The 18599-nt window shown below is 61.4% G+C and carries 15 protein-coding genes; 5 read left to right on the forward strand and 10 right to left on the reverse strand.

What is annotated here, in order from left to right:
• Window positions 1-9 precede the first annotated feature (9 nt).
• Window positions 10-1641, forward strand: a complete 1632-nt coding sequence (locus AUP74_RS04860) for a M28 family metallopeptidase (RefSeq protein WP_069946584.1) — start codon at window positions 10-12, stop codon at window positions 1639-1641.
• A 6-nt stretch (window positions 1642-1647) separates the two neighbouring features.
• Here the strand turns inward: AUP74_RS04860 and AUP74_RS04865 are convergent, their stop codons facing one another.
• Window positions 1648-2781, reverse strand: coding sequence for a peptidase C39 family protein (locus tag AUP74_RS04865; protein WP_069946585.1), 1134 nt, complete (start codon window positions 2779-2781; stop codon window positions 1648-1650).
• 151 nt (window positions 2782-2932) lie between these two features.
• On the opposite strand from AUP74_RS04865, the gene AUP74_RS04870 reads away from it, so the two are divergent.
• Together AUP74_RS04870 and AUP74_RS04875 are read left to right on the forward strand one after the other, a co-directional pair.
• Window positions 2933-4414 (forward strand): RimK family protein, encoded by a 1482-nt coding sequence (locus AUP74_RS04870; RefSeq protein WP_069946586.1) that lies wholly within the window; start codon window positions 2933-2935, stop codon window positions 4412-4414.
• A gap of 129 nt (window positions 4415-4543) precedes the next feature.
• The gene (locus tag AUP74_RS04875) at window positions 4544-5038 is read left to right on the forward strand and encodes a hypothetical protein (RefSeq protein ID WP_069946587.1); all 495 of its coding nucleotides are present in this window, start codon (window positions 4544-4546) and stop codon (window positions 5036-5038) included.
• A gap of 66 nt (window positions 5039-5104) precedes the next feature.
• Here the strand turns inward: AUP74_RS04875 and AUP74_RS04880 are convergent, their stop codons facing one another.
• Entirely contained in the window at window positions 5105-5986 is an 882-nt protein-coding gene (locus AUP74_RS04880) for a LysR family transcriptional regulator (protein WP_069946588.1), read from the reverse strand.
• A 124-nt stretch (window positions 5987-6110) separates the two neighbouring features.
• Between AUP74_RS04880 and AUP74_RS04885 the strand changes: the two genes are divergently transcribed.
• Together AUP74_RS04885 and AUP74_RS04890 are read left to right on the forward strand one after the other, a co-directional pair.
• Window positions 6111-6887 carry a ferredoxin--NADP reductase gene (locus AUP74_RS04885; protein WP_069946589.1) on the forward strand — a complete coding sequence of 259 codons (777 nt, stop codon included), beginning with the start codon at window positions 6111-6113 and terminating at the stop codon, window positions 6885-6887.
• 118 nt (window positions 6888-7005) lie between these two features.
• Window positions 7006-7533, forward strand: coding sequence for a lipocalin family protein (locus AUP74_RS04890; RefSeq protein WP_069946590.1), 528 nt, complete (start codon window positions 7006-7008; stop codon window positions 7531-7533).
• Window positions 7534-7578: 45 nt separating this feature from the next.
• Here AUP74_RS04890 and AUP74_RS04895 read toward each other — a convergent pair whose 3' ends face one another.
• The 8 genes from AUP74_RS04895 to AUP74_RS04930 form a co-directional block, all read right to left on the reverse strand.
• Window positions 7579-9327, reverse strand: a complete 1749-nt coding sequence (locus AUP74_RS04895; protein ID WP_069946591.1) for a hypothetical protein — start codon at window positions 9325-9327, stop codon at window positions 7579-7581.
• Window positions 9324-11651 carry a hypothetical protein gene (locus tag AUP74_RS04900; protein WP_069946592.1) on the reverse strand — a complete coding sequence of 776 codons (2328 nt, stop codon included), beginning with the start codon at window positions 11649-11651 and terminating at the stop codon, window positions 9324-9326. Before AUP74_RS04900 ends, AUP74_RS04895 begins: the two co-directional genes overlap by 4 nt.
• Window positions 11644-12810: a BatA domain-containing protein gene (locus tag AUP74_RS04905; RefSeq protein ID WP_069946593.1), complete on the reverse strand. Its 1167-nt coding sequence runs from the start codon at window positions 12808-12810 to the stop codon at window positions 11644-11646. The genes AUP74_RS04900 and AUP74_RS04905 overlap by 8 nt, the downstream gene beginning before the upstream one ends.
• 17 nt (window positions 12811-12827) lie before the next feature.
• Window positions 12828-13730, reverse strand: coding sequence for a DUF58 domain-containing protein (locus tag AUP74_RS04910; protein WP_069946594.1), 903 nt, complete (start codon window positions 13728-13730; stop codon window positions 12828-12830).
• Between the two features lie 4 nt (window positions 13731-13734).
• On the reverse strand, window positions 13735-14757 hold the full coding sequence (locus tag AUP74_RS04915) for an AAA family ATPase (RefSeq protein WP_069946595.1): 1023 nt from the start codon (window positions 14755-14757) through the stop codon (window positions 13735-13737).
• A gap of 6 nt (window positions 14758-14763) precedes the next feature.
• Window positions 14764-15471 (reverse strand): DUF4159 domain-containing protein, encoded by a 708-nt coding sequence (locus AUP74_RS04920; protein ID WP_069946596.1) that lies wholly within the window; start codon window positions 15469-15471, stop codon window positions 14764-14766.
• An 83-nt stretch (window positions 15472-15554) separates the two neighbouring features.
• Complete coding sequence (locus tag AUP74_RS04925; RefSeq protein ID WP_069946597.1) at window positions 15555-17186, reverse strand: TldD/PmbA family protein; 1632 nt, start codon at window positions 17184-17186, stop codon at window positions 15555-15557.
• Window positions 17187-17213: 27 nt separating this feature from the next.
• On the reverse strand, window positions 17214-18545 hold the full coding sequence (locus tag AUP74_RS04930; RefSeq protein WP_069946598.1) for a TldD/PmbA family protein: 1332 nt from the start codon (window positions 18543-18545) through the stop codon (window positions 17214-17216).
• Between the last annotated feature and the right edge of the window lie 54 nt (window positions 18546-18599).

Here is an 18599-nt window from a genome sequence, read left to right on the forward strand (position 1 = left end):
AGATTTCCGATGAAGATAACCACCCTGACAGGCGCTCTGTTTTTGGGCGTCCTCGTGGCCTGTGCCACCCTGCAACCGGCGCCGTTGCCGGTTCCGGATGCAGAGAACATGCGCCGACATGTCGAATACCTGGCCTCGGACGAGCTGGCCGGGCGGGAGACGGGTACCGAGGGTTACAACCTCGCCGCCGAGTATGTCGCCCAGCAATTTGAGGCCATGGGGCTGCAACCTGCCGGCAGCCAGGGCTTTATGCAACCGGTGCCGTTCCGGCGGGCCAGCTGGGGGGGACGCGAGCCCACCATGGTCCTGCGCGGCAATGATGGCGATATCACTTTCAAATTTGGGGAGGATTTCGTCGCTTCGCCGTCGACGGTGAGCGAGCACTCGAAGACAACCGCACCCCTGGTCTTTGTAGGCTTTGGAATCGAGGCGCCAGAGTACGGTATTGATGACTATGCCGGCCTGGATGTGCACGGCAAAATTGTGGTCATCCTGAGCGGGCGCCCCAAGACCATGCCCAGCGAGGTAGGCGCCCACTATGCGGCCACCCGCACCAAGCGTCAGGCGGCCGCGCGTCAAGGTGCTGTGGGTTACATTCTCCTGAACACACCGCAGCGGGAGCAGCGTTCCCCCTTTGCCCGCTCCGCCAAGCACGCCGGGGATGACAACTTCGACTGGATCGATGCGGACAATGTGCCCGGCAATGCGATCACCGGTCTGCACCCCGGCATTTACCTGGACATGCCGCCGGCGCGCCAGCTGTTTATGGGTGCTGCGCGGAGTCTGGATACTATCTTTACTGAAATTGAAAACGGCCTCACCCCGGCCGGGTTCCCACTGCCTTACAGCGCCTCTCTCACCAGCGGCGCCAGCCACGAGACCCTGCTGAGCCCGAACGTGGTGGCGATGCTGCCGGGCAGCGATCCTAAGTTGAAGGACGAGTACGTGGTTTTCACGGGCCACCTGGACCACACCGGCACGGATGACGGCGAGGGTGATCAGATCAATAACGGCGCCCAGGACAATGCTGCCGGTATTGCCGTGATGCTCGAGACAGCCCGCCTGTTCGTGGAATCCGGTCGCGCGCCGCGCCGCTCCCTGCTGTTCGTTGCTGTGACCGCGGAGGAGAAGGGTCTGTTGGGTTCCGATTATTTCGCCCAGCACCCGCCGGTGCCGCCGAGTTCCATGGTGGCCAATATCAACCTCGATATGCCCATGTTGCTGTACCCGTTCCGCGACATCATCGCCTTCGGCGCCGAACACTCCACCCTGGGTGAAACCACTGCCCGGGCCGCAGAGCGGGCGGGCCTGAAAATGAGTCCGGACCCGATGCCGGAGCAGGTGATCTTCGTGCGCAGTGACCACTACAGCTTCGTGCGCCAGGGTGTACCGGCCATTTATCTGATTACCGGCCGCGAGGCGCTGGATCGGGCCGTGCACGGCACGGCGATGCAGAACGCGTTCTTCAAGGAGCGTTACCACCAGCCCGCCGACGAGGCAGACGAGCAGGTCGACTACGTGGCAGCGGAACAGTTTGCCCAGGTCAATTACGCCATTGCCCGCGAAGTGGCCGATGCACGCCGCAAGCCCGCCTGGTACGAGGGCGATTTCTTCGGCGAGCTCTTCTCCGCTCCCCGCTAATTGCGCTTACTGCGGCTTCTCCGCGCACCGCTTTCTTACCACGACGGCGGTGCGCAGCCTCTCCTTCCCGAATAACGACATCCTGGCGAAATCGTCGCGGGCAATGGGCAGGTACTGGTTCTCCAGAGGATCGAGACCGTCGTCGCTGTCCGGATCGTGCACATAGAGACAGCGTTCATCGATGCCACTCAACGTTACCCAGTGGGGCACGCGTTTGCCGTCGAGGCGATAGGTGCTGATCAGCAGTAGTGCCAGGGCTCCCTCCTGCAGTAGCTGCTGTAGTTGTTCCTGGGTGAAGTCCTCGCACAAAACCGGTATCCCGGCCCCATCTGCTGCGGTGCGGAAATCCGCATCCACCCGCCGCATTACCGCCTTTTTCTCCTCGGAACGCACCCCGTCGATAAACAGCGGTGTCGCCTGATTGAGGTAAACGGCACAGCTGTAGCCCCGCCGCTGCATGGCAAGCGCCAACCCCAACGGATGGCAGCCGCCGTGACCGGAGGTCATGAAAATCGTGGTGGCCTCCCGCCAGAGGGCCAGTTCCTCACTGACCGACGGGCGGTAGTCCACACTCAGCGCCGCCATGGCCATCATCGCGGCGGCCGGGCCGCAGGTGAATTCGGTGGTCTGGCCATACCAGGGCACTGGCAGGCTGTGCAGGTCATCGGAGCGGTGGCGGATACGTTTCTGCATCCGCAGTGCGTCGCCGGCATCCTCGTAGTAACCGGGGTAGTGGCCGAAGGTCCGGTAGCCCAGCTGGTGGTAGAGCCCGATCGCGGCCGTATTACTCGCCGCCACTTCGAGACGCATGAACAGGCGGCCATTCTCGACGCTGGCCTGTTCGGCCGCTAATAGCAGAGCGCGGCCCAGGCCCCGGCCGCGACCAGCAGCGGCCACGGCGAGGGAATAGAGGCGGGCGAGACGGGTGCCGCGGCGCAGTAATACCAGCGCATAGCCGATCAGCTGGTCGCCCTGTTCCGCCACCAGAAAAACCCGGTTGTCGGCGGCCACCCAGTGGCGCAGCCGCCGGCGGCTGAGTCTGTCCGTATCGAAACAGCTCTGCTCGAGCGCATGAAGCGGTGCTATATCGCCTGTGCGGACGGGCCGGATAGAGAAGGAAAACTTGTCGGGAGAGGGCATGGATATGACCGCCTCGGGCGGCGCAGAACACCGCGAAACTGCGGCCCGGCAACATTAGCAAAAGCGCGAAAAAAAGATAGGAGCCGGATGAGAATTCCTCTATCTTTCGCCGGTCCAGCCTGTCTCTTTTTCTGCCGAGGCAACCCGCCGAATGTCCCAGGTTCTTATCGTCGTCGACCAGCCCAGTGACTGGGCGCCCTACTATCCCAGCGAGCGCGTCATCACCTTTTCTGACTATCTGCAGTTGTCTGCCCGCCCACAGCGGGTCCGGGTCATCAACCTGTGCGCAGATTACGACTACCGCGCCGAGGGTTACTACTGCTCGCTGCTCGCGGAGGCCAGGAACCACCGGGTGCTGCCGAGTGTCCGCACGCTCAATGACCTGTCCGTGCCGCAGCTGTACAAACTGCAGTTGAACCGGGTTGCGCCGGCACTGAACAAGTTGCGGCTGCCGGAAGGAGAGGAGACAGAACTGCGGGTGAAGTCCTATTTCGGTTTCTGCCCCGAGGGGGCCCTGCAGCCGCTGGCGCGGTTGTTGTTCGACCGCTTCCCCTGCCCGGTGCTGGAAATGCATCTCTCCTGTCGATCCGGCCATTGGGAAATCGTCGATCTGCATATCTGCTCTCACCGTGGACTGAGCGATCCGGAGGAAACTGCCTTCGCAGGGGCCCTCGACCGGTTCAGCAATCAGGTCTGGCGGACGCCGAAGCGCAGTGAGAACAGCCGCTACGACCTGGCAATCCTGGTCGATCCGGAAGAGCGCCTGCCGCCTTCCGACGCCACCGCATTGAAAAAATTTGCCAGCGTGGCGCGGGAACTGGGTTTTGCCGTCGAGATGATCACCGCCGCCGATTACATGCGTCTGCCGGAATTCGATGCGCTGTTTATCCGCGAGACCACGGCGATTGATCACCACACCTACCGTTTCGCCAAGAAGGCCGAGGCGGAAGGGCTGGTAGTACTGGATGATCCTTCCAGCATCCTGCGCTGCACCAACAAGATCTACCTCGCCGATCTTTTCGCTACCCACAAGGTGCCCGCGCCGCGGACACGGATCCTGCACCGCGGCGACGAGGAGGGCATCCGCACAGCGGTGGAGGAACTGGGTTTGCCGATGGTGATCAAGATTCCCGATGGTTCCTTTTCCCGGGGCATGGTCAAGGTGCAGGACGAGGGCGAGCTGCGGGAAAGTCTGAATGCACTGTTCGAGGAGTCGAGCCTGCTGCTGGCCCAGGAGTTCCTGTACACGGAGTTCGACTGGCGCATCGGTGTGCTCAACAACAAACCGTTGTATGCCTGCCGCTATTACATGGTCAAGAACCACTGGCAGATCTATAACCACGGCGACGGTAAAACCAGCAGCGGCGGCTTTACCACCCTGCCGACTTTCGAGGTACCCAAAGCCGTATTGCAGGCAGCCCTCAAGGCGACCAAACCTATTGGCGATGGTTTCTACGGCGTCGACGTCAAGGAAGCCGGTGGCAAAGGCTATGTGATCGAGGTGAATGACAACCCTTCCATCGACAGCGGTGTCGAGGACAAGTATCTGGGACGGGAGCTTTACCGGCTTATCCTGCAGGAGTTCCTGCGGCGTCTGGATGCGCGTCGGGAGGGGCGGTCCGTGCGGGCCTGATACCGGGTGACGGCCTGTAATGCCGTGTAATGAAAAAAGTGCCAGATGTGAACCAGTTCATGCTAGTCTGCCGCCCGGCTGGCGCTTTATGCGACCAGCCGTTCGAAAAAAACAATTCTAGGAAAGAACATGTTCAAGAAAATTGCCTTGGGGGCCTCCATCGCCGCACTGACCCTGGCCAGTGGCTGTGCCAGCATCGTCAGCGACAGCAAGTATCCGGTAACCATCGCCAGCACCCCTTCCGGTGCCAACTTCTCTGTGGTTAACGAAGCCGGGCTGGACGTTCACTCCGGCGTCACTCCGGACACCATCACGCTGGATGCCTCCGATGGTTTCTTCTCTTCCTCCACTTACACCATCAAATACCAGATGGCCGGTTACAACGAGCAGAGCTTCCAGCTCAAGGCCGGCATTGATGGATGGTACTGGGGCAATATCCTGTTTGGCGGCATTGCTGGTATGTTGATCGTGGATCCTGCCACCGGTGCCATGTGGAAACTGCCGGAAACTGCGCATGTAAAAATGCACGCTCTTACTGCGGGAAATAGTGTCGACAGCCTGACCATTGCCTCCATCGACCAGGTACCGGAAGAGCTGAAAGCCCAGCTGATCCCGGTCAAGTAAGTCCCCGGAACCGGTGACTGCAGAAAAGCCAGCCCCCTCGGGGCTGGCTTTTTTATTGGCCGACGATCAACTGACCTGCCGACATAGCTCCAGCCAGCGCTCGATACCGGCACTGCGATATTTTTGTTTGTGCAGAACGAAATGGAACACTCTGCGGAAGTCCCGTTGCGGCACACGCAGTTCCACCAGTGAACCGCGGCGCAATGCATCCGACAGGGACACGCGGGACAGGCAGCTGATGCCCAGCCCGGCTTCCACCGCGCGCTTGATCGCCTCGGTGTGCTGCAGCTCCAGCAGGATATGCAGCTTGGGCAGCAACCCGGAGACGGCGCGCTCGAAGGTCTGGCGGGTGCCCGAACCGGGCTCGCGCAGGATCCAGGTGGCGCTGCAGAGATCGCGATCTGTCAGGCGCTCTTTTTCCGCGAGGGGATGCTCAGGCGCACAGAACACCACCAGTTCGTCGTCCCGCCAGGGGATCATCTCCAGGTCCGGGTGGTTGAGTTCACCCTCGAGCAACCCCAGATCCAGTTCGAAGCCCAGCACCTTATCGGCAATCGCGGCGGTATTGGCGACTTCCAGCTCTACACGGGTGCCCGGCTGCTCTGCCATGTAACGGGCCATCACTGCGGCGGCCAGGTAGTTGCCGATGGTCAGGGTGGCGCCGATCTTGAGCCGGCCCAGGTCGCCGTGGGCCGCGAGGGTCTGCTCCAGTTCGCGGGCCCGCTCCAGCAGCTCCTCCGCCCGAGGCCACAACTGCCGACCCAGCTCGTTGAGGCGCAGGCGTTTGCCGGTGCGCTCGAACAGGCGCAGCTCGAACTGCTGTTCGAACTCCTTCAGCGCCGTGGAGGCGGCAGACTGGGACATGCTGAGGCTGGCCGCTGCACGGCTCACGTTCTCGTGGTGGGCGCAGGCGAGGAATACCTCGAGCTGGCGGAGGGTATAGCGCATCAGTAGGGGTTTTCGTTATCGAAAAAGAATATAAGCAATATCGAAATATCCCATTTTGCCGATACTTGTTCCAGCGCTAGAATTCAATTATTAAGAGATTTCAGGAATAAGTGGTTCTAAATCAATGTCTAATTTGAATATAGAAAGGGTGCTTGAAGTTCATCATTGGAACGACACCCTGTTCAGTTTCAAGACCACCCGGGATCCGGGCTTCCGCTTCGAAAACGGCCACTTTGTGATGATCGGCCTGCCGCAGGATAACGGCCGCCCACTGTTGCGGGCCTATTCCATCGCCAGCGCCAACTATGAGGATGAGCTGGAGTTTTTCAGCATCAAGGTGCCGGATGGCCCGCTGACTTCGCGCCTGCAGAAGATTCAGCCGGGGGATGAGATCTTCGTCAGCCGCAAGCCCACCGGTACCCTGGTGGCAGACCACCTGCTGCCGGGCAAGCGCCTTTGGCTGCTGTCTACCGGTACCGGCCTGGCGCCGTTCCTGAGCATCATCAAGGACCCGGATGTCTACGAACGCTTCGACCAGGTGATCCTCACCCACGGTGTGCGTTACGTGTCGGAGCTGGCCTACCAGGACCACATCGAAGAAGAACTGCCAAACCACGAGTATTTTGGTGAGATGGTGCGCGACCAGCTGCGCTACTACCCGACGGTGACCCGCGAGCCCTACAAGAACACCGGCCGCCTCACCGACCTGATGCGTTCCGGCAAGCTGTTCGAGGACTTGGGGGTGCCCAAGCCAACTCTGGAGGATGACCGCTTCATGTTGTGCGGCAGTCCGGCGATGCTGAAGGAGCTGACCAGTATTCTGGACGACTGGGGCTTCCGCGAGACCCGCGCCGGCATCCCCCACGAATACGTGATCGAGCGCGCCTTTGTGGAAAAGTAATGCTCAATCAGCCTGAGGTGCCACGTTCGCTGGCGCTCAACTACACTGAGTGACGTGGAGGCCACCCTTGAGGGTGGCCTCTGCATTTGTGCCAGTTGTAAGAAGTAGGAGCCTTTCCATGAAGAAGTGGCTGTTGCCCTTTTGCCTGTGGCTCGCGGCCTGCACCGGTTTGCCAGAGAATGTCGAGCCCGTGCAGGGGTTTGAGCTGAATCGCTATCTGGGGAAGTGGTACGAGATCGCGCGACTCGATCACTCCTTCGAGCGCGGGATGAGCCATGTCACCGCCCAGTACAGTCTCAATGATGACGGCTCGGTAAAGGTGGTGAATCGGGGTTACTTGGTGGAAGACGGCAAGTGGAAGGAAGCCGTAGGCCGGGCGAAATTTGCCGGTGACCCGGGCACCGGCCACCTGGAGGTGTCTTTCTTCGGGCCCTTTTACGCTTCCTACGTGGTGGTGGCGCTGGATGAGAATTATCGCCACGCGATGGTGACTGGCTACAATCGCGACTACCTGTGGCTGCTGTCCCGCGAGCCAACAATTCCCGGGGCAGAACTCAAGCCGTTACTGCAAAAGGCGCGCGAGCTGGGTTACGACACTGACCGGCTGATCTTCGTTGATCACCGAGGCGAGCCGTCCGGAGATTAGGGTTCAGGCTATCCCCCGGCGGATTCAATGCGGCCGCTGTTGGCGTCAGCGTTTAAGTTTCCGCTCCCCCCACCAGCTGATTGCCAGCAGGCAGGTCAGTAGCAGCCCCAGCCAGTGGCGGGGCAGGGGCCGGGCCGGTGCGGGTGAGTCGGGGGAGGGCCCCAGCCTCGCGGTGGCCATCTGTTTTGTCGCTTCCGCTTTCAGCGAACGTTGCCAGGCTGGCCAGGCATCGGCCGCGAAGACATACAGGCTGAAAGGTGCCACGCCTTTCTCGTTTATCCCCTCAAGTCGGTACCAGCCATGCTCGCGTGGCCAGTAGGCGTAACAGCCTTGAGCGGCCGGCGTCCCCTCGAGACGGTGTTCGCCGTCGACCGCAGACAGTGTCGGAGCATTACTGGTGAACCCTCCACTACACAGGGTTACCCGGTAGCCCGCGCGGGGCATTGCCTCGCGTACTGCCACCGGCACCCCGCGCCCCAGATAGGCCAGTTGCGGCTCCAGTACCTCCTGCCAAAGGCGTGCAAACGCATCGTTGTAGCCGGCGGTAATCCAGCGATAGCTGTTGCGGAAAAATACAAACCCCAGCGCCCCATCGGTCTTCGCGCGGCCCCAGTAGAGCGCAAGCTGATCGGTACTGGCAGGGCCGATGTGGGTACCCCGCAGTAAGTGGTCAGCGGGCTGCAGTGCAGCGGGCCCGAAACCGGTGGTGCCCAGGGCCGGGGTCTCACGGTCAGCGGAGGGCACCCGCAATTCGGTGACGGCGCCACGCTCGAGCAGCATGCCGTTTGCGCGGGCATAGTCGATGAAGCTGTCTGGTGTCTCGTCGCCCACCAGCCATAAGATCGATTCCCTTTGCTGCAATTGTTCTCGCTGGCGCGGTTTCAGTTGCGGCCACAGCTGGCTGTCGAGGATCAGCAGATCAAAATCATTGGCGGGGTCCAATGGGGCGCGACTGCCGCCGTCGAACCCGTTCAGATTCCGGGTGCGTTCGATCCCGGGAGCCAGTCGGGTCACGACCCTGGCCGGGACACCGGATTCCCGCAGCCAGCGGGACAGGGCGGCGGACTCGAAACCCGGCCGGGCCAGCCACAGCAATATCCTGGGTTGCTCGTGCCGATCCACCTGCACCGGCACAGGTTCACGCCATGCCGTCTGGCCCTCTCCCAGCTGCACCTGGTATTCCCAGCGCCCGGCCAGTCGTGGTGTATCTGCCAGTTTGATGCTTTTGACGCTACTGGCAGTGCCGGCGGTAGTCCCGACAGTGGTTTCCGCTACCACGGTGTCGAAGGGATTGAGCAGCTTCACCGGGGTACCTGCGGGCAGTTCGGCGGGCAAGGACAGCTGCAGGGAAAGCTCCTGGCCCAGGGTTAACCGCTGTGACCAGCGCGGCAGCCAGCCATCGTCCGCGGCGACTGCGGGATCAGTGTTTTCCCTCGCCAGTCGCACCGGTGGAAGCGTTATGAGTTGTTCCCGGTACAAGCCAGTGCCACTCACCGCCAGTGCCGGCAGTGCGGCAAGTTCACCATCTACGAGCGCCGGTATGATCGCCTGGCGCGCGCCCCCCGTTGCCGGGGGCAAGTCATTGCTGGCAGCCAGGCGTTCACTATCCAGTACCGCGGCGCTGGGCGCGGGTAGGAGTTGCGGTGGCTCAACCAGCAGCCACGCGCTCAGCCAGATAGCGAGCTGCAGCAGTGCGGCAGCGGCGCGCCGGTGGGGCGAAGTACGACGTCGGGCGACCAGAATGAGTGATAACAGGGCGCCGGTGATACAGGTTGCGGTGATCCACCAGCTCATCGCATCTCCCCGCTTTGTCCCGCTTGTCCTTTGCGCGTGTTGGCGGCACGCATCCAGTCGGTATAGCTGCCGTTGCTATCGCCAGTGACTGGCACAGACGGCGCCGCTGTCGGGGGCGGCAACAGTTGGTAGAGCTGGGCCTGCAGTTGCCGTCGGCACTGGATACACGCCGGGTCCTGACGGAACCGACGCAGGGCCTTACTGATTTCCAGATGTTCCCCTGGGAGTTGCGGAGCGGACTGCTGTGCAGCTTGTAGCAATGCCGGCAGGTCGGCGAGGTCTTCCTCGGTTGGGGTATCGCCGGCCAGCAGGCTGCGCAGGATGGATTCGAGCCTGGTGCGGTCAGGGGCGTCGAAACTGGCTGCAACCTGTGGTGGTGTTACCTCGTCGCGCTCGCCGGTCAGGCGGCGCTCTTCATCAATGGGCGGGGGCTCAAAACCGACGCGTTGCAGATAAATGCGCGACGCCTGCTGTACTTCCTTGATATACCGCAGCGCGAGATGCTGGTGGGGTAATGACGCCTGTGGTTCCACGATCGACAGCTCGCGCCAGGAACTCCACATGGCATTGAGAGCGCTGCGCAGCAGTTCCTTCGTCTGCGGATCGAACAGGGTGGCATGCTCGGAATTGTCATGCTGGTGACCCGCCGAAGCGACAATACCGGCAGCGTCGCCAAAGCGTGCGCTTTCCTGCTGCGGACCGCTACTTTCACCGGCATGTCCGTCGCTCTTGCCGCCCCCGTGCTCGTCATGGCCTGGCCCGGCATCAGCATGTCCTTCGTCATGTCCCGGTCCGTCGCGGTGCGCCATCCCGGAGTCATCCTGTTGCTCCATGGCCGAGTCCTCCTCGCCGAGGAACTTGCCATAGCGCATACGCAGCAGGTTCTGTTCATAGGCCAGGGATTCGGCGCGCTTGCGGAATTCGTCCGGGGAGATTTCCGGCTTGTCCGCCAGCAGCGCTTCTGTGTCGATGATCAGCTGGCGCTGGCTGCGGAAATATTCCGGCATCACCTTGATCGCCATGCCCTCGGCATCACTCAGGCCGAAGATTTCTTCCTGCTGCCAACGCAGGATAAAGCGCTGGCTTGAGGCGACGTTGGCAGTGGGAGCGCGGTTGTCGGAGGTTTCGAGGAACCAGTAGAGCTCATCGCCGGGCTCGATCGCGAACCGCTCCACCGGTACCTGGAATTCAAAGCGCTGTCGCGATCCATCGGCGGAGACTGGTTGCAGGAGAATGCGCTCGTTGCGAAAGCGCACGTTCTCACCGTTGCCGCTGGCCAGGGTCACCACCAGCGCGGTGTCCCCGACATGGAAGTCGTCTTCCACTGTGGCGACCACCCGCAGCGACGCATCACCGGAAGCCAACTCGCTGTTCACTAGCGTCAGGCTATCGCGAGGCAGGCTAAAGTCGAATTGCGGCGCCCGGTCCGGGGTCACCTCGATATTGTGGATTTCCGGCAACAGCATCTCACGACCGTTGCGGGTTACCGCCAGCTGGTAGAAGTCACTCTCTGTGAGCTGGCGCTCCAGCACCCATTGGTTAGTAGGGACTTCTCCCTGTGGATGAAAATCGAACTCCGCATCCGCGGCCTGCATCTGCAGTTCTTCCGCCGGGTCCGAAAGGATCACCAACCACTGCGCGCGGGCATTTTCTGGCGCGCTCACCTGCAGTGCCTGTTGCCGCTGCGGCAGGCCGGTGTACACGGGTGGCGTTACTAGAACCTGTGCGCTGCGAATGCGGATGGTATCTGGCATGTCCGCTTCATCCGTTTGTGCCGATGCGACTGTTTCGCCCTGTCCGTCACCCGGCTTATCCATCCACTGCGCAAATATCGAAACCATCACCGGGGCCAGCAGCACTGCGAGAGACAGGATCAGAGTGAGGCGAATGGCAGGTCGCCAGCCCTGCGGTTGGAAGTGTTGCAGTGCTCCACCGGCCATCAATTGCTCCAGCGCGGTGCAGGCGCGCTGCTGCTGCAGGCGGGCGAGCGGTGGCAGCGATTCCGGAGGTTCAAGCAGCAGGGCAGTGCTGTCCTGTAATTGAGGGTAGCGGGCGTCCAGCAGCGCACATAGGGCCCGGTCGCTGGGCTGCCAGCGGCGATCAAGCCAGGCGCCCAGGCCGGTAATCAGCGCGGCCCCGACGCCGCCCCACAGGGGCCAGCCCAGCAGGCTGTAGCTTCCCAGGCCCAGCAATACCATCAGCAACGCCAGCACGATATACGGAGTCAGGCCACGCGCGCGCCACCGGCGCCGCGCACAGTGCAGCGGGGCGGGCAGGGGTGCGGGTAAAGGTGCGGAAGGGCCGTGAGCCATCGGGTTACCCATGGGTCTGCCTCCGCGACAATGTGAGCGCTCGCTCCGCCAGCAGTACCAGCAACAGCGCCAGCAGCAGCGGCTGCTGCAGCGGCTCACGGGAAACAGGCGTCACCTCGCTGTCGGCTACGGGTAGGCCCCGTGGTTTGCCTGCCGGCCAGCGCGGTTGCTGCGCTGCCTGAAACGGCCAGTCCTGCTGCGACCACTGTAGCCATAGCTGCTCCGGTAGCCGGGTGCGGCGGAAGAAGGCCGCGTCCTGCCAGTTGCCCCGGTAGCGCAGCCAGCTGCCGCGCCCCAGCGCTACCGCCTCGCGAGAGGGTCCGCCATCATCGGCAAGAGGCACAAAGTTGAGTGTCTCTGGGTTTGTCACCGAGCTGTCGCTCAGCAGCAGTCCACCTGCGCGTACGAATGAGAGTGCTGCCTCCGGCAGTAGGCCCGGTCGGTTGTAGAGTAGCCAGTCGAATTTCTGCGGATCCAGTAATCCCGGGTCCGACAGTAACTGCGGTTCCAGCCGGGCGGTACCGCTCTCCCCTAGCTGCTGCAGGGCCGGCGCCAGCCAGGCAGGTGCATCGCCGATGATTGCGATGGAAGGCGTGGGGGTATGATCTTCAATCGAGTCACTGCCGGTAGAGGCGGTGGTATGCCATTGCCAGTGGGGGCTGTAGCGCAGGGCGCGGTAACCGGTGGCCGTACCCGGGTCGAGCAGAATGTGTGCGCGGCGATAGCGGGGCTCTGCCGCCAGTGTGGAGAGGCTGTGCCAGCTGTCGTGTACACGGCGATCGCTATCGGCGACCGGTGTTGGCTGCGCCTGCAGCCATAGTATTTGCGCGAATGGTCCTTTCGATTCGGTAAATGCGCCCAGTTCGCTGAGCGTCACCGCCGGGTCTACCAGTAGCAGCGGGCCGGCCTCTTCCCGCTGCTCCAGCAATGGTGTCGCCAGCAGTACGACCAGCAGCGCCAGCAGCAGTAGCCGCAGGCACAACAGCCAGGTATCACGCAGCTGCAGGCGTTTCCAGCTCTGCGGCGGGCGGCGCTGTAGCCACTGGACGGCGGCGAAGGTGATTTCCCGCGGCGCACTGCGCTGCAGCAAGTGGATCAGCAGCGGGATCAGTAATACCAGCAGCAGCCACAGCCACTGCGGGGATTGCCAGCTCCAGGGTAACCACGACATCTCAGCTGTTCCCCATATCAGGCAATCCGCGAGTGCAGGTGGACGAAGCGTTGCAGGCCATCCGTCAGCGGGCGCTCGATCTGTACGCTGGTGAGCGGGCTCTGACGCCCGGCGAAGCCCGCTGCCAGGGACTGCTGTGCCCGGGTGAATGCCTCCAGGTACTGCGCTCGCTGGCTGTGCGCATCCACTTCCCGCAGCCGCGAACCGGCAGCGCCGGACTCAGGATCACGCACCCGCAATTCGCCGCTGAACGGGAAGGTTTCTTCCGCTTCCACCAGTAGCTGCAGGGGTAGGCAGGGGCGGCCGGCAGCATGCAGCCGCACGGCGAAATCACTGATTTCCTGTCCGCGCTCGAAAAAGTCGCTGACCAGCACCACCTGGCAGTTGGTGTCGAACTGGGACCAGAGTGGTTGCAGTTCAGCCGCACCCGGCCAGTGGCCCGCAGCCTGGCTGCGCTGCAGTTCCAGCGCGATACGGTGGTGGTGGGCCTCCCCCTGGCCGGCAGGAACGCGACGCAGGTCCACGTCGTTCAGTACCAGCAGGGAACAGCGATCGCCCTGGGCCTGCAACAACCAGCACAGGGTGGCGATCCAGCATTTCCCGAATTGCAGTTTGGTGAGTTCCGGCACGGCAAAACTGGGCTGGGCCATGGAGGCGCTGGCGTCGAGGACAAAGCAGACATGCATCTGGCTTTCCTGCTCGGCCTCGCGCACATAGTAGCGGTCGGAGCGCGCGAAAAGCTTCCAGTCGATATGGTTGATGGCATCGCCGGGCTGGTAGCTGCGGTACTGCTGGAATTCCAGCCCGGCGCCGCGGCGCTGGCTGTGCTGCGCACCCAGCATGACGCCCGCGGCAAGATGCCGCGATAACCATGCCAGGTCGCGGGTGCGGGCGAGCGTCAGCGGGTCCAACAGCTCCACGGGTTCAGTCCTGCCCCGGCTCCGGGCAGGCCCGCAGCAGTTCGTCGATCACACGCTCAATACCGACACCTTCAGCCTGGGCGTGGAAGCTCAGCAGGATGCGGTGGCGCAGCACTGGCAGCAGCAATGCGCGAATATCCGCGCGGGTCACCGCCAGCCGCTGATTCAGGAGCGCGCGGGCCTTGGCCGCCAAGACCAGTGCCTGGCCGGCGCGGGGCCCGGCACCCCACTGGATCCACTGGCCCAGGGATGAGTCTTTACCCCCCTTAGAACCCGTGACGGGGCGGGAGGTACGCACCAGCCGGGCAATATAACCGTAAAGGTCGTCGCTGATATGTACCTCGCGCACCAGTCGCTGCATCTCGATGATGGCGTGGCCGTCGAGGCAGGGTGACGGCGTTTCCGCCTCACCGCCGGTGGTGCCGCGGAGGATGGCGATTTCGTCTTCCTCGCCCGGGTAATCGATATGGATATTGAGCAGGAAACGGTCCAGCTGCGCTTCCGGCAGGGGGTAGGTACCCGCCTGCTCGATCGGGTTTTGTGTCGCCAGCACGAAATAGGGACGCGGTAGCGCCATGGTCTCCCCGGCCATGGTCACCGCGTATTCCTGCATCGATTCCAACAGGGCCGCCTGGGTTTTCGGCGGAGTGCGGTTAATCTCGTCCGCCAGCAGGATATTGGTAAAGATGGGGCCGCGCTGGAACTTGAAGAAGCGTTTGCCGGTGCCGTGATCCTCTTCCAGGATTTCGGTACCGAGGATATCCCCTGGCATCAGGTCAGGGGTGAACTGCACCCGCTTGAAATCCAGCTCGGTGGCTTGTGCCAGGGTTTTTACCAGCAGCGTCTTGCCCAGACCGGGTACGCCCTCCAGCAGCGCGTGGCCGCGGGCCAGTAGGCAGATCAGCAGTTGGTCCACCACCTCCCTCTGGCCGACGATGACACGACTGATTTCGTCCCGTAGCTGGTCTAATGCCGACAGGGTTTGCTCGACGCCGCTCTCGGTTGTGGTGCGGGTTTCAGTTTCCATGTTTGTTCACGTGGTTAATGCGTAGATAACGATATTGACCGCGAATTTCGTATTGTCGATCGCAAGCCAGCGTTTGTTGCGGTAGTCATAGTCCCACTCACAGCCGAAATCCTTGTTGCTGTAAAGCACCGCGATACGACCATCGATGACAATGGCTTTTAGATAGTCATGTACCAGGTCATCCCCCCAGCCATTCAGCTCGAAGCTGGTGACCGGCAGCTCGTCGAACTCGAAAAAGCAGCGATAGAGTTCGTGATCCTCAGGTAGTTTCTGCAGGCAGCCATCGCCGAACAGTTCCACCATTTGTGCTTCAAAGGACTTGGCAAACAGGCCATCGATATCGTGGTTGCAGTCGTCCACGAAGACGAAGCCGCCCCGGTTGACATAATCGCGGAAGTTGCGCGCCTCTGCCGCAGTAAATTCCACCAGCTTGTGCCCGGCCAGATAACAGAACGGTGCCAGCAACATGGCAGAGTCTGCCAGCGGCACGATGCGTTCCCTGGGGTCGACTTTGAGGTTGGTATATTCGATCAGCGAGTTCAGCACATTGGACGGCATGCGCTGGTCCACGTCCCAGTCGCCGGATTCGTACATCAGGCGTGTGAAATAGAAATCGTAATATTCCCCAGGCTCCGCGCGTGCACCTGCTGGCAGCGCCAGGGCGCTGCAGCTGAGCAATAGTTGGTTTAAGAAGTGCCGACGGGAAAGGGACACGCTTACTACTCTGGAACAGCTTGTAGAGAAAAAGTACCGGGCAGTAGAGGCCTGCATGCAGGCCCTACTGCCCGTCACTGGTGTTAACCGAGCTTGCGCTTGGTGTTGATCACATTAACGCCGTCAAAGCGCGTAGTGGAGCTACCGTGGGAGACAGTGCTTACCTGGCCCGGCTGGCCCTTGCCATCAAAGAAGGAGCCACCCAGGCGGTAGTCGCGCTTGTCACAGATCTGTGAACAGGAGTTCCAGAACTCCTGTGTATTGGACTGGTAGGCAACATCCTCCAACATGCCGGTGATCTTGCCATCCTCAATTTCGTAGAACAGCTGGCCGCCGAACTGGAAGTTATAGCGTTGCTGGTCGATGGAGAAAGAACCGGCACCGATGATGTAGATGCCCTTTTCCACATCCTTGATCATCTCGTCCAAGCTCAGCTCGTCTTTACCCGGCAGCAGCGAAACGTTCGGCATACGTTGGAATTGCACGCTGGACCAGTCATCGGCGTACGAACAGCCGTGGGACTTTTCCTGTCCGAGCATGTGTACCTGGTCGCGGGTGGCCTGATAGTTCACCAGGATGCCATCCTTCACCAGATCCCACTGGCCGGTCTGAACGCCTTCGTCGTCATAGCCGACGGCACCCAAGGAGCCGGGTTGCACTTTGTCGGCAAAGAGATTGACCTTGTCACTGCCATACTGGAATTTGCCGCTGCGCCACTTGTCCAGAGTGGCGAACGAAGTGCCCGCGTAGTTGGCCTCGTAGCCGAGCACGCGATCCAGCTCCAGCGGGTGACCGACAGACTCATGGATGGTGAGCCACAGGTGGCTCGGATCGAGTACCAGGTCATACTTGCCGGGTTTCACCGACTTGGCGGTGAGCTTTTCCTGTGCCTGTTGTGCGGCCAGTTTCGCATCCTCGATCATGTCGTAAGAATCGCGATAAAGCACTGTCTGTGACTGCACTTTGTCTTCGGCGCGGCCATCCAGGTACTCGAAGCCGCGGCCGACCGGTTGGCTCAGGCCGTTGCGGGTGCGGAAGCCGCCGCTTTTCTTGTCCACCGCAGTGACGGTCATCGGCGCCCACAGACGGTGTACATCCTGGTCGATATAGGAGCCGTCGGTGGAAGCGAAGTACTTCTGCTCGTTGACCAGGTAGAGACTGGAATTGATAAAACTGGCGCCCGCATCCAGGGCCGACTTGTTGACTTCCATCAGCAAGTCGATCTTTTCCGCCAGGGGTACTTGCATGGCGTTTTTCTGGATCGGGGTTTTCCAGCTTACTTCGCCAAAGCCTTTTTGCTCTGCCAGTTGCACCGGTTCACTCTGGTGCTTCGAGTTGGCCTTGGCGGTGGCCACGGCCTTGCGGGTAGCCTTCGCGATACCGTCGACGGTCATGTCATTGGTGGCACTGAAACCCCAGGTGCCATTGGCAATCACCCGCACGCCCATGCCGATAGACTCGGTATTGACCACATTCTGCAACTGCAGCTCGCGGGTCAGCACGTACTGGTTCAGGTAACGGCCGATACGTACATCGGCATAGGTAGCCCCGAGTTTGGTGGCGGTGTTCAGAGCGGCATCGGCCAGCTCTTTCTTGACGGAAAGGTCAATGCCGTTGGTGGTCAGCTGGCTCTCGGCAATCAGGTTGCCGGAGAACGGCAGCATGGATATACCGGCGCCGGCGCCACTCAACTGGAGAAATTTTCTTCTGTCCATGTCAGGTCCTCATGTTGGCTGGCGCTGTTAAACCGCGTCTGAAAGGCTGCTGAAGGTGAAATCGCGCACTTTCAGTGCCGGCACCATGGCGGAGAAGCCCCACATGCCCACACGCTTGGCCTGGCCCATCTCCTCAATGTTGTTGAGCATGATTACCGGGCTCTCGTTGAAGCGGAAATTTTTCACCGGATACTTGATCTTGCCGTTCTCGATATAGAAAGTGCCATCGCGGGTCAGGCCGGTCAGCAGCAGGGATTGTGGATCCACCATGCGGATATACCAGGTGCGAGTCACCAGAATGCCGCGGCGGGTATTTTTGATCATTTCCTCGGTGCTCTTGTCTCCGCCGACCATGATCAGGTTGCCGGGAGTCGGGATCGCCTCTTCCTCATTCTTTTCGGCCCAATACCGGCTGCGTGGCATATTGGTAGCTACACCATCCTTGACCCAGTCGATGCGCTGCAGGGCCATATGGTCTTCCTCGGACCATGGCGTAGCGGGCACATTGGCGTCGGCGGGATCCGAGTAGATATGCACGCGCTTGTCGAACATTTTCTCACCGAGCCGGTTACCGCCGCCCTTCTTGCTCATAAAGCTGCGGCCCTCGTCGGCATTGCGGGCGTCATAGCTATACATCATGTAGCCCAGCAGTCCGGAGACGGCATTGGGTTCCAGGATCACGGTGTACTTACCGGGTTCGAGCGCACGGGCTTCCTGTGACTGCACGGCCTTGTCGATGGCAATACCGGAAGTCATGGCGGTGCTCATATCATCAAAGTCGGTCACGTCGCTCTCGGCCCAACCGGAACCCAGCCCATTCTCTGTGCGCATGGTTACGGTGAAATTGGCAGAGGTGGCGACGTGATAGCCGAACAGCCCCTCGGTGTTGGCAACTGCGGCAAAGGAGCGGTCGTCTTCCAGATAGCCGGCTGCGACCACCTTGTCTTTCTTGGCGGCCATGATGGAATCGGCCGCGGCCTTGGCGCGCTGCTCCGGGGTGATGTTGGCAGTGCCTTTGGCAAAGGCTCTGACGTCCATGTATTTCTGTGGACCTAACAGTGGCATGGCTTCCGGGTTGTCTGGAGAAAGCTTCGCCAGCTCTTCAGCGCGTCGCATGACTTTTTCCAGGGCAGCATCGCTGAACTCATTGATGGTCGCGACACCGGACTTTTTGCCAAAGCGGGCCTCAACGGCCAGCTCGATATTATCCACAATGCCACTGGTGGAAACGCTGTTGCGGGCGTAGCGGATGTTGCCAGTTTCGGCGCCGGTCAGCTGTGCACTGGCACCATCGGCGCGGCTGTACTTCAGCACCTTGTCGAGAATGCCTTTCGCTTCACTTCTGGTCAGGATTGCCATTATTTTTTCTCCGGTTACTTATTCTTTTGACGGGGCAGTTGCCCGAACAGTGTC

Source organism: Microbulbifer aggregans (assembly GCF_001750105.1).
Lineage (GTDB): Bacteria > Pseudomonadota > Gammaproteobacteria > Pseudomonadales > Cellvibrionaceae > Microbulbifer > Microbulbifer aggregans.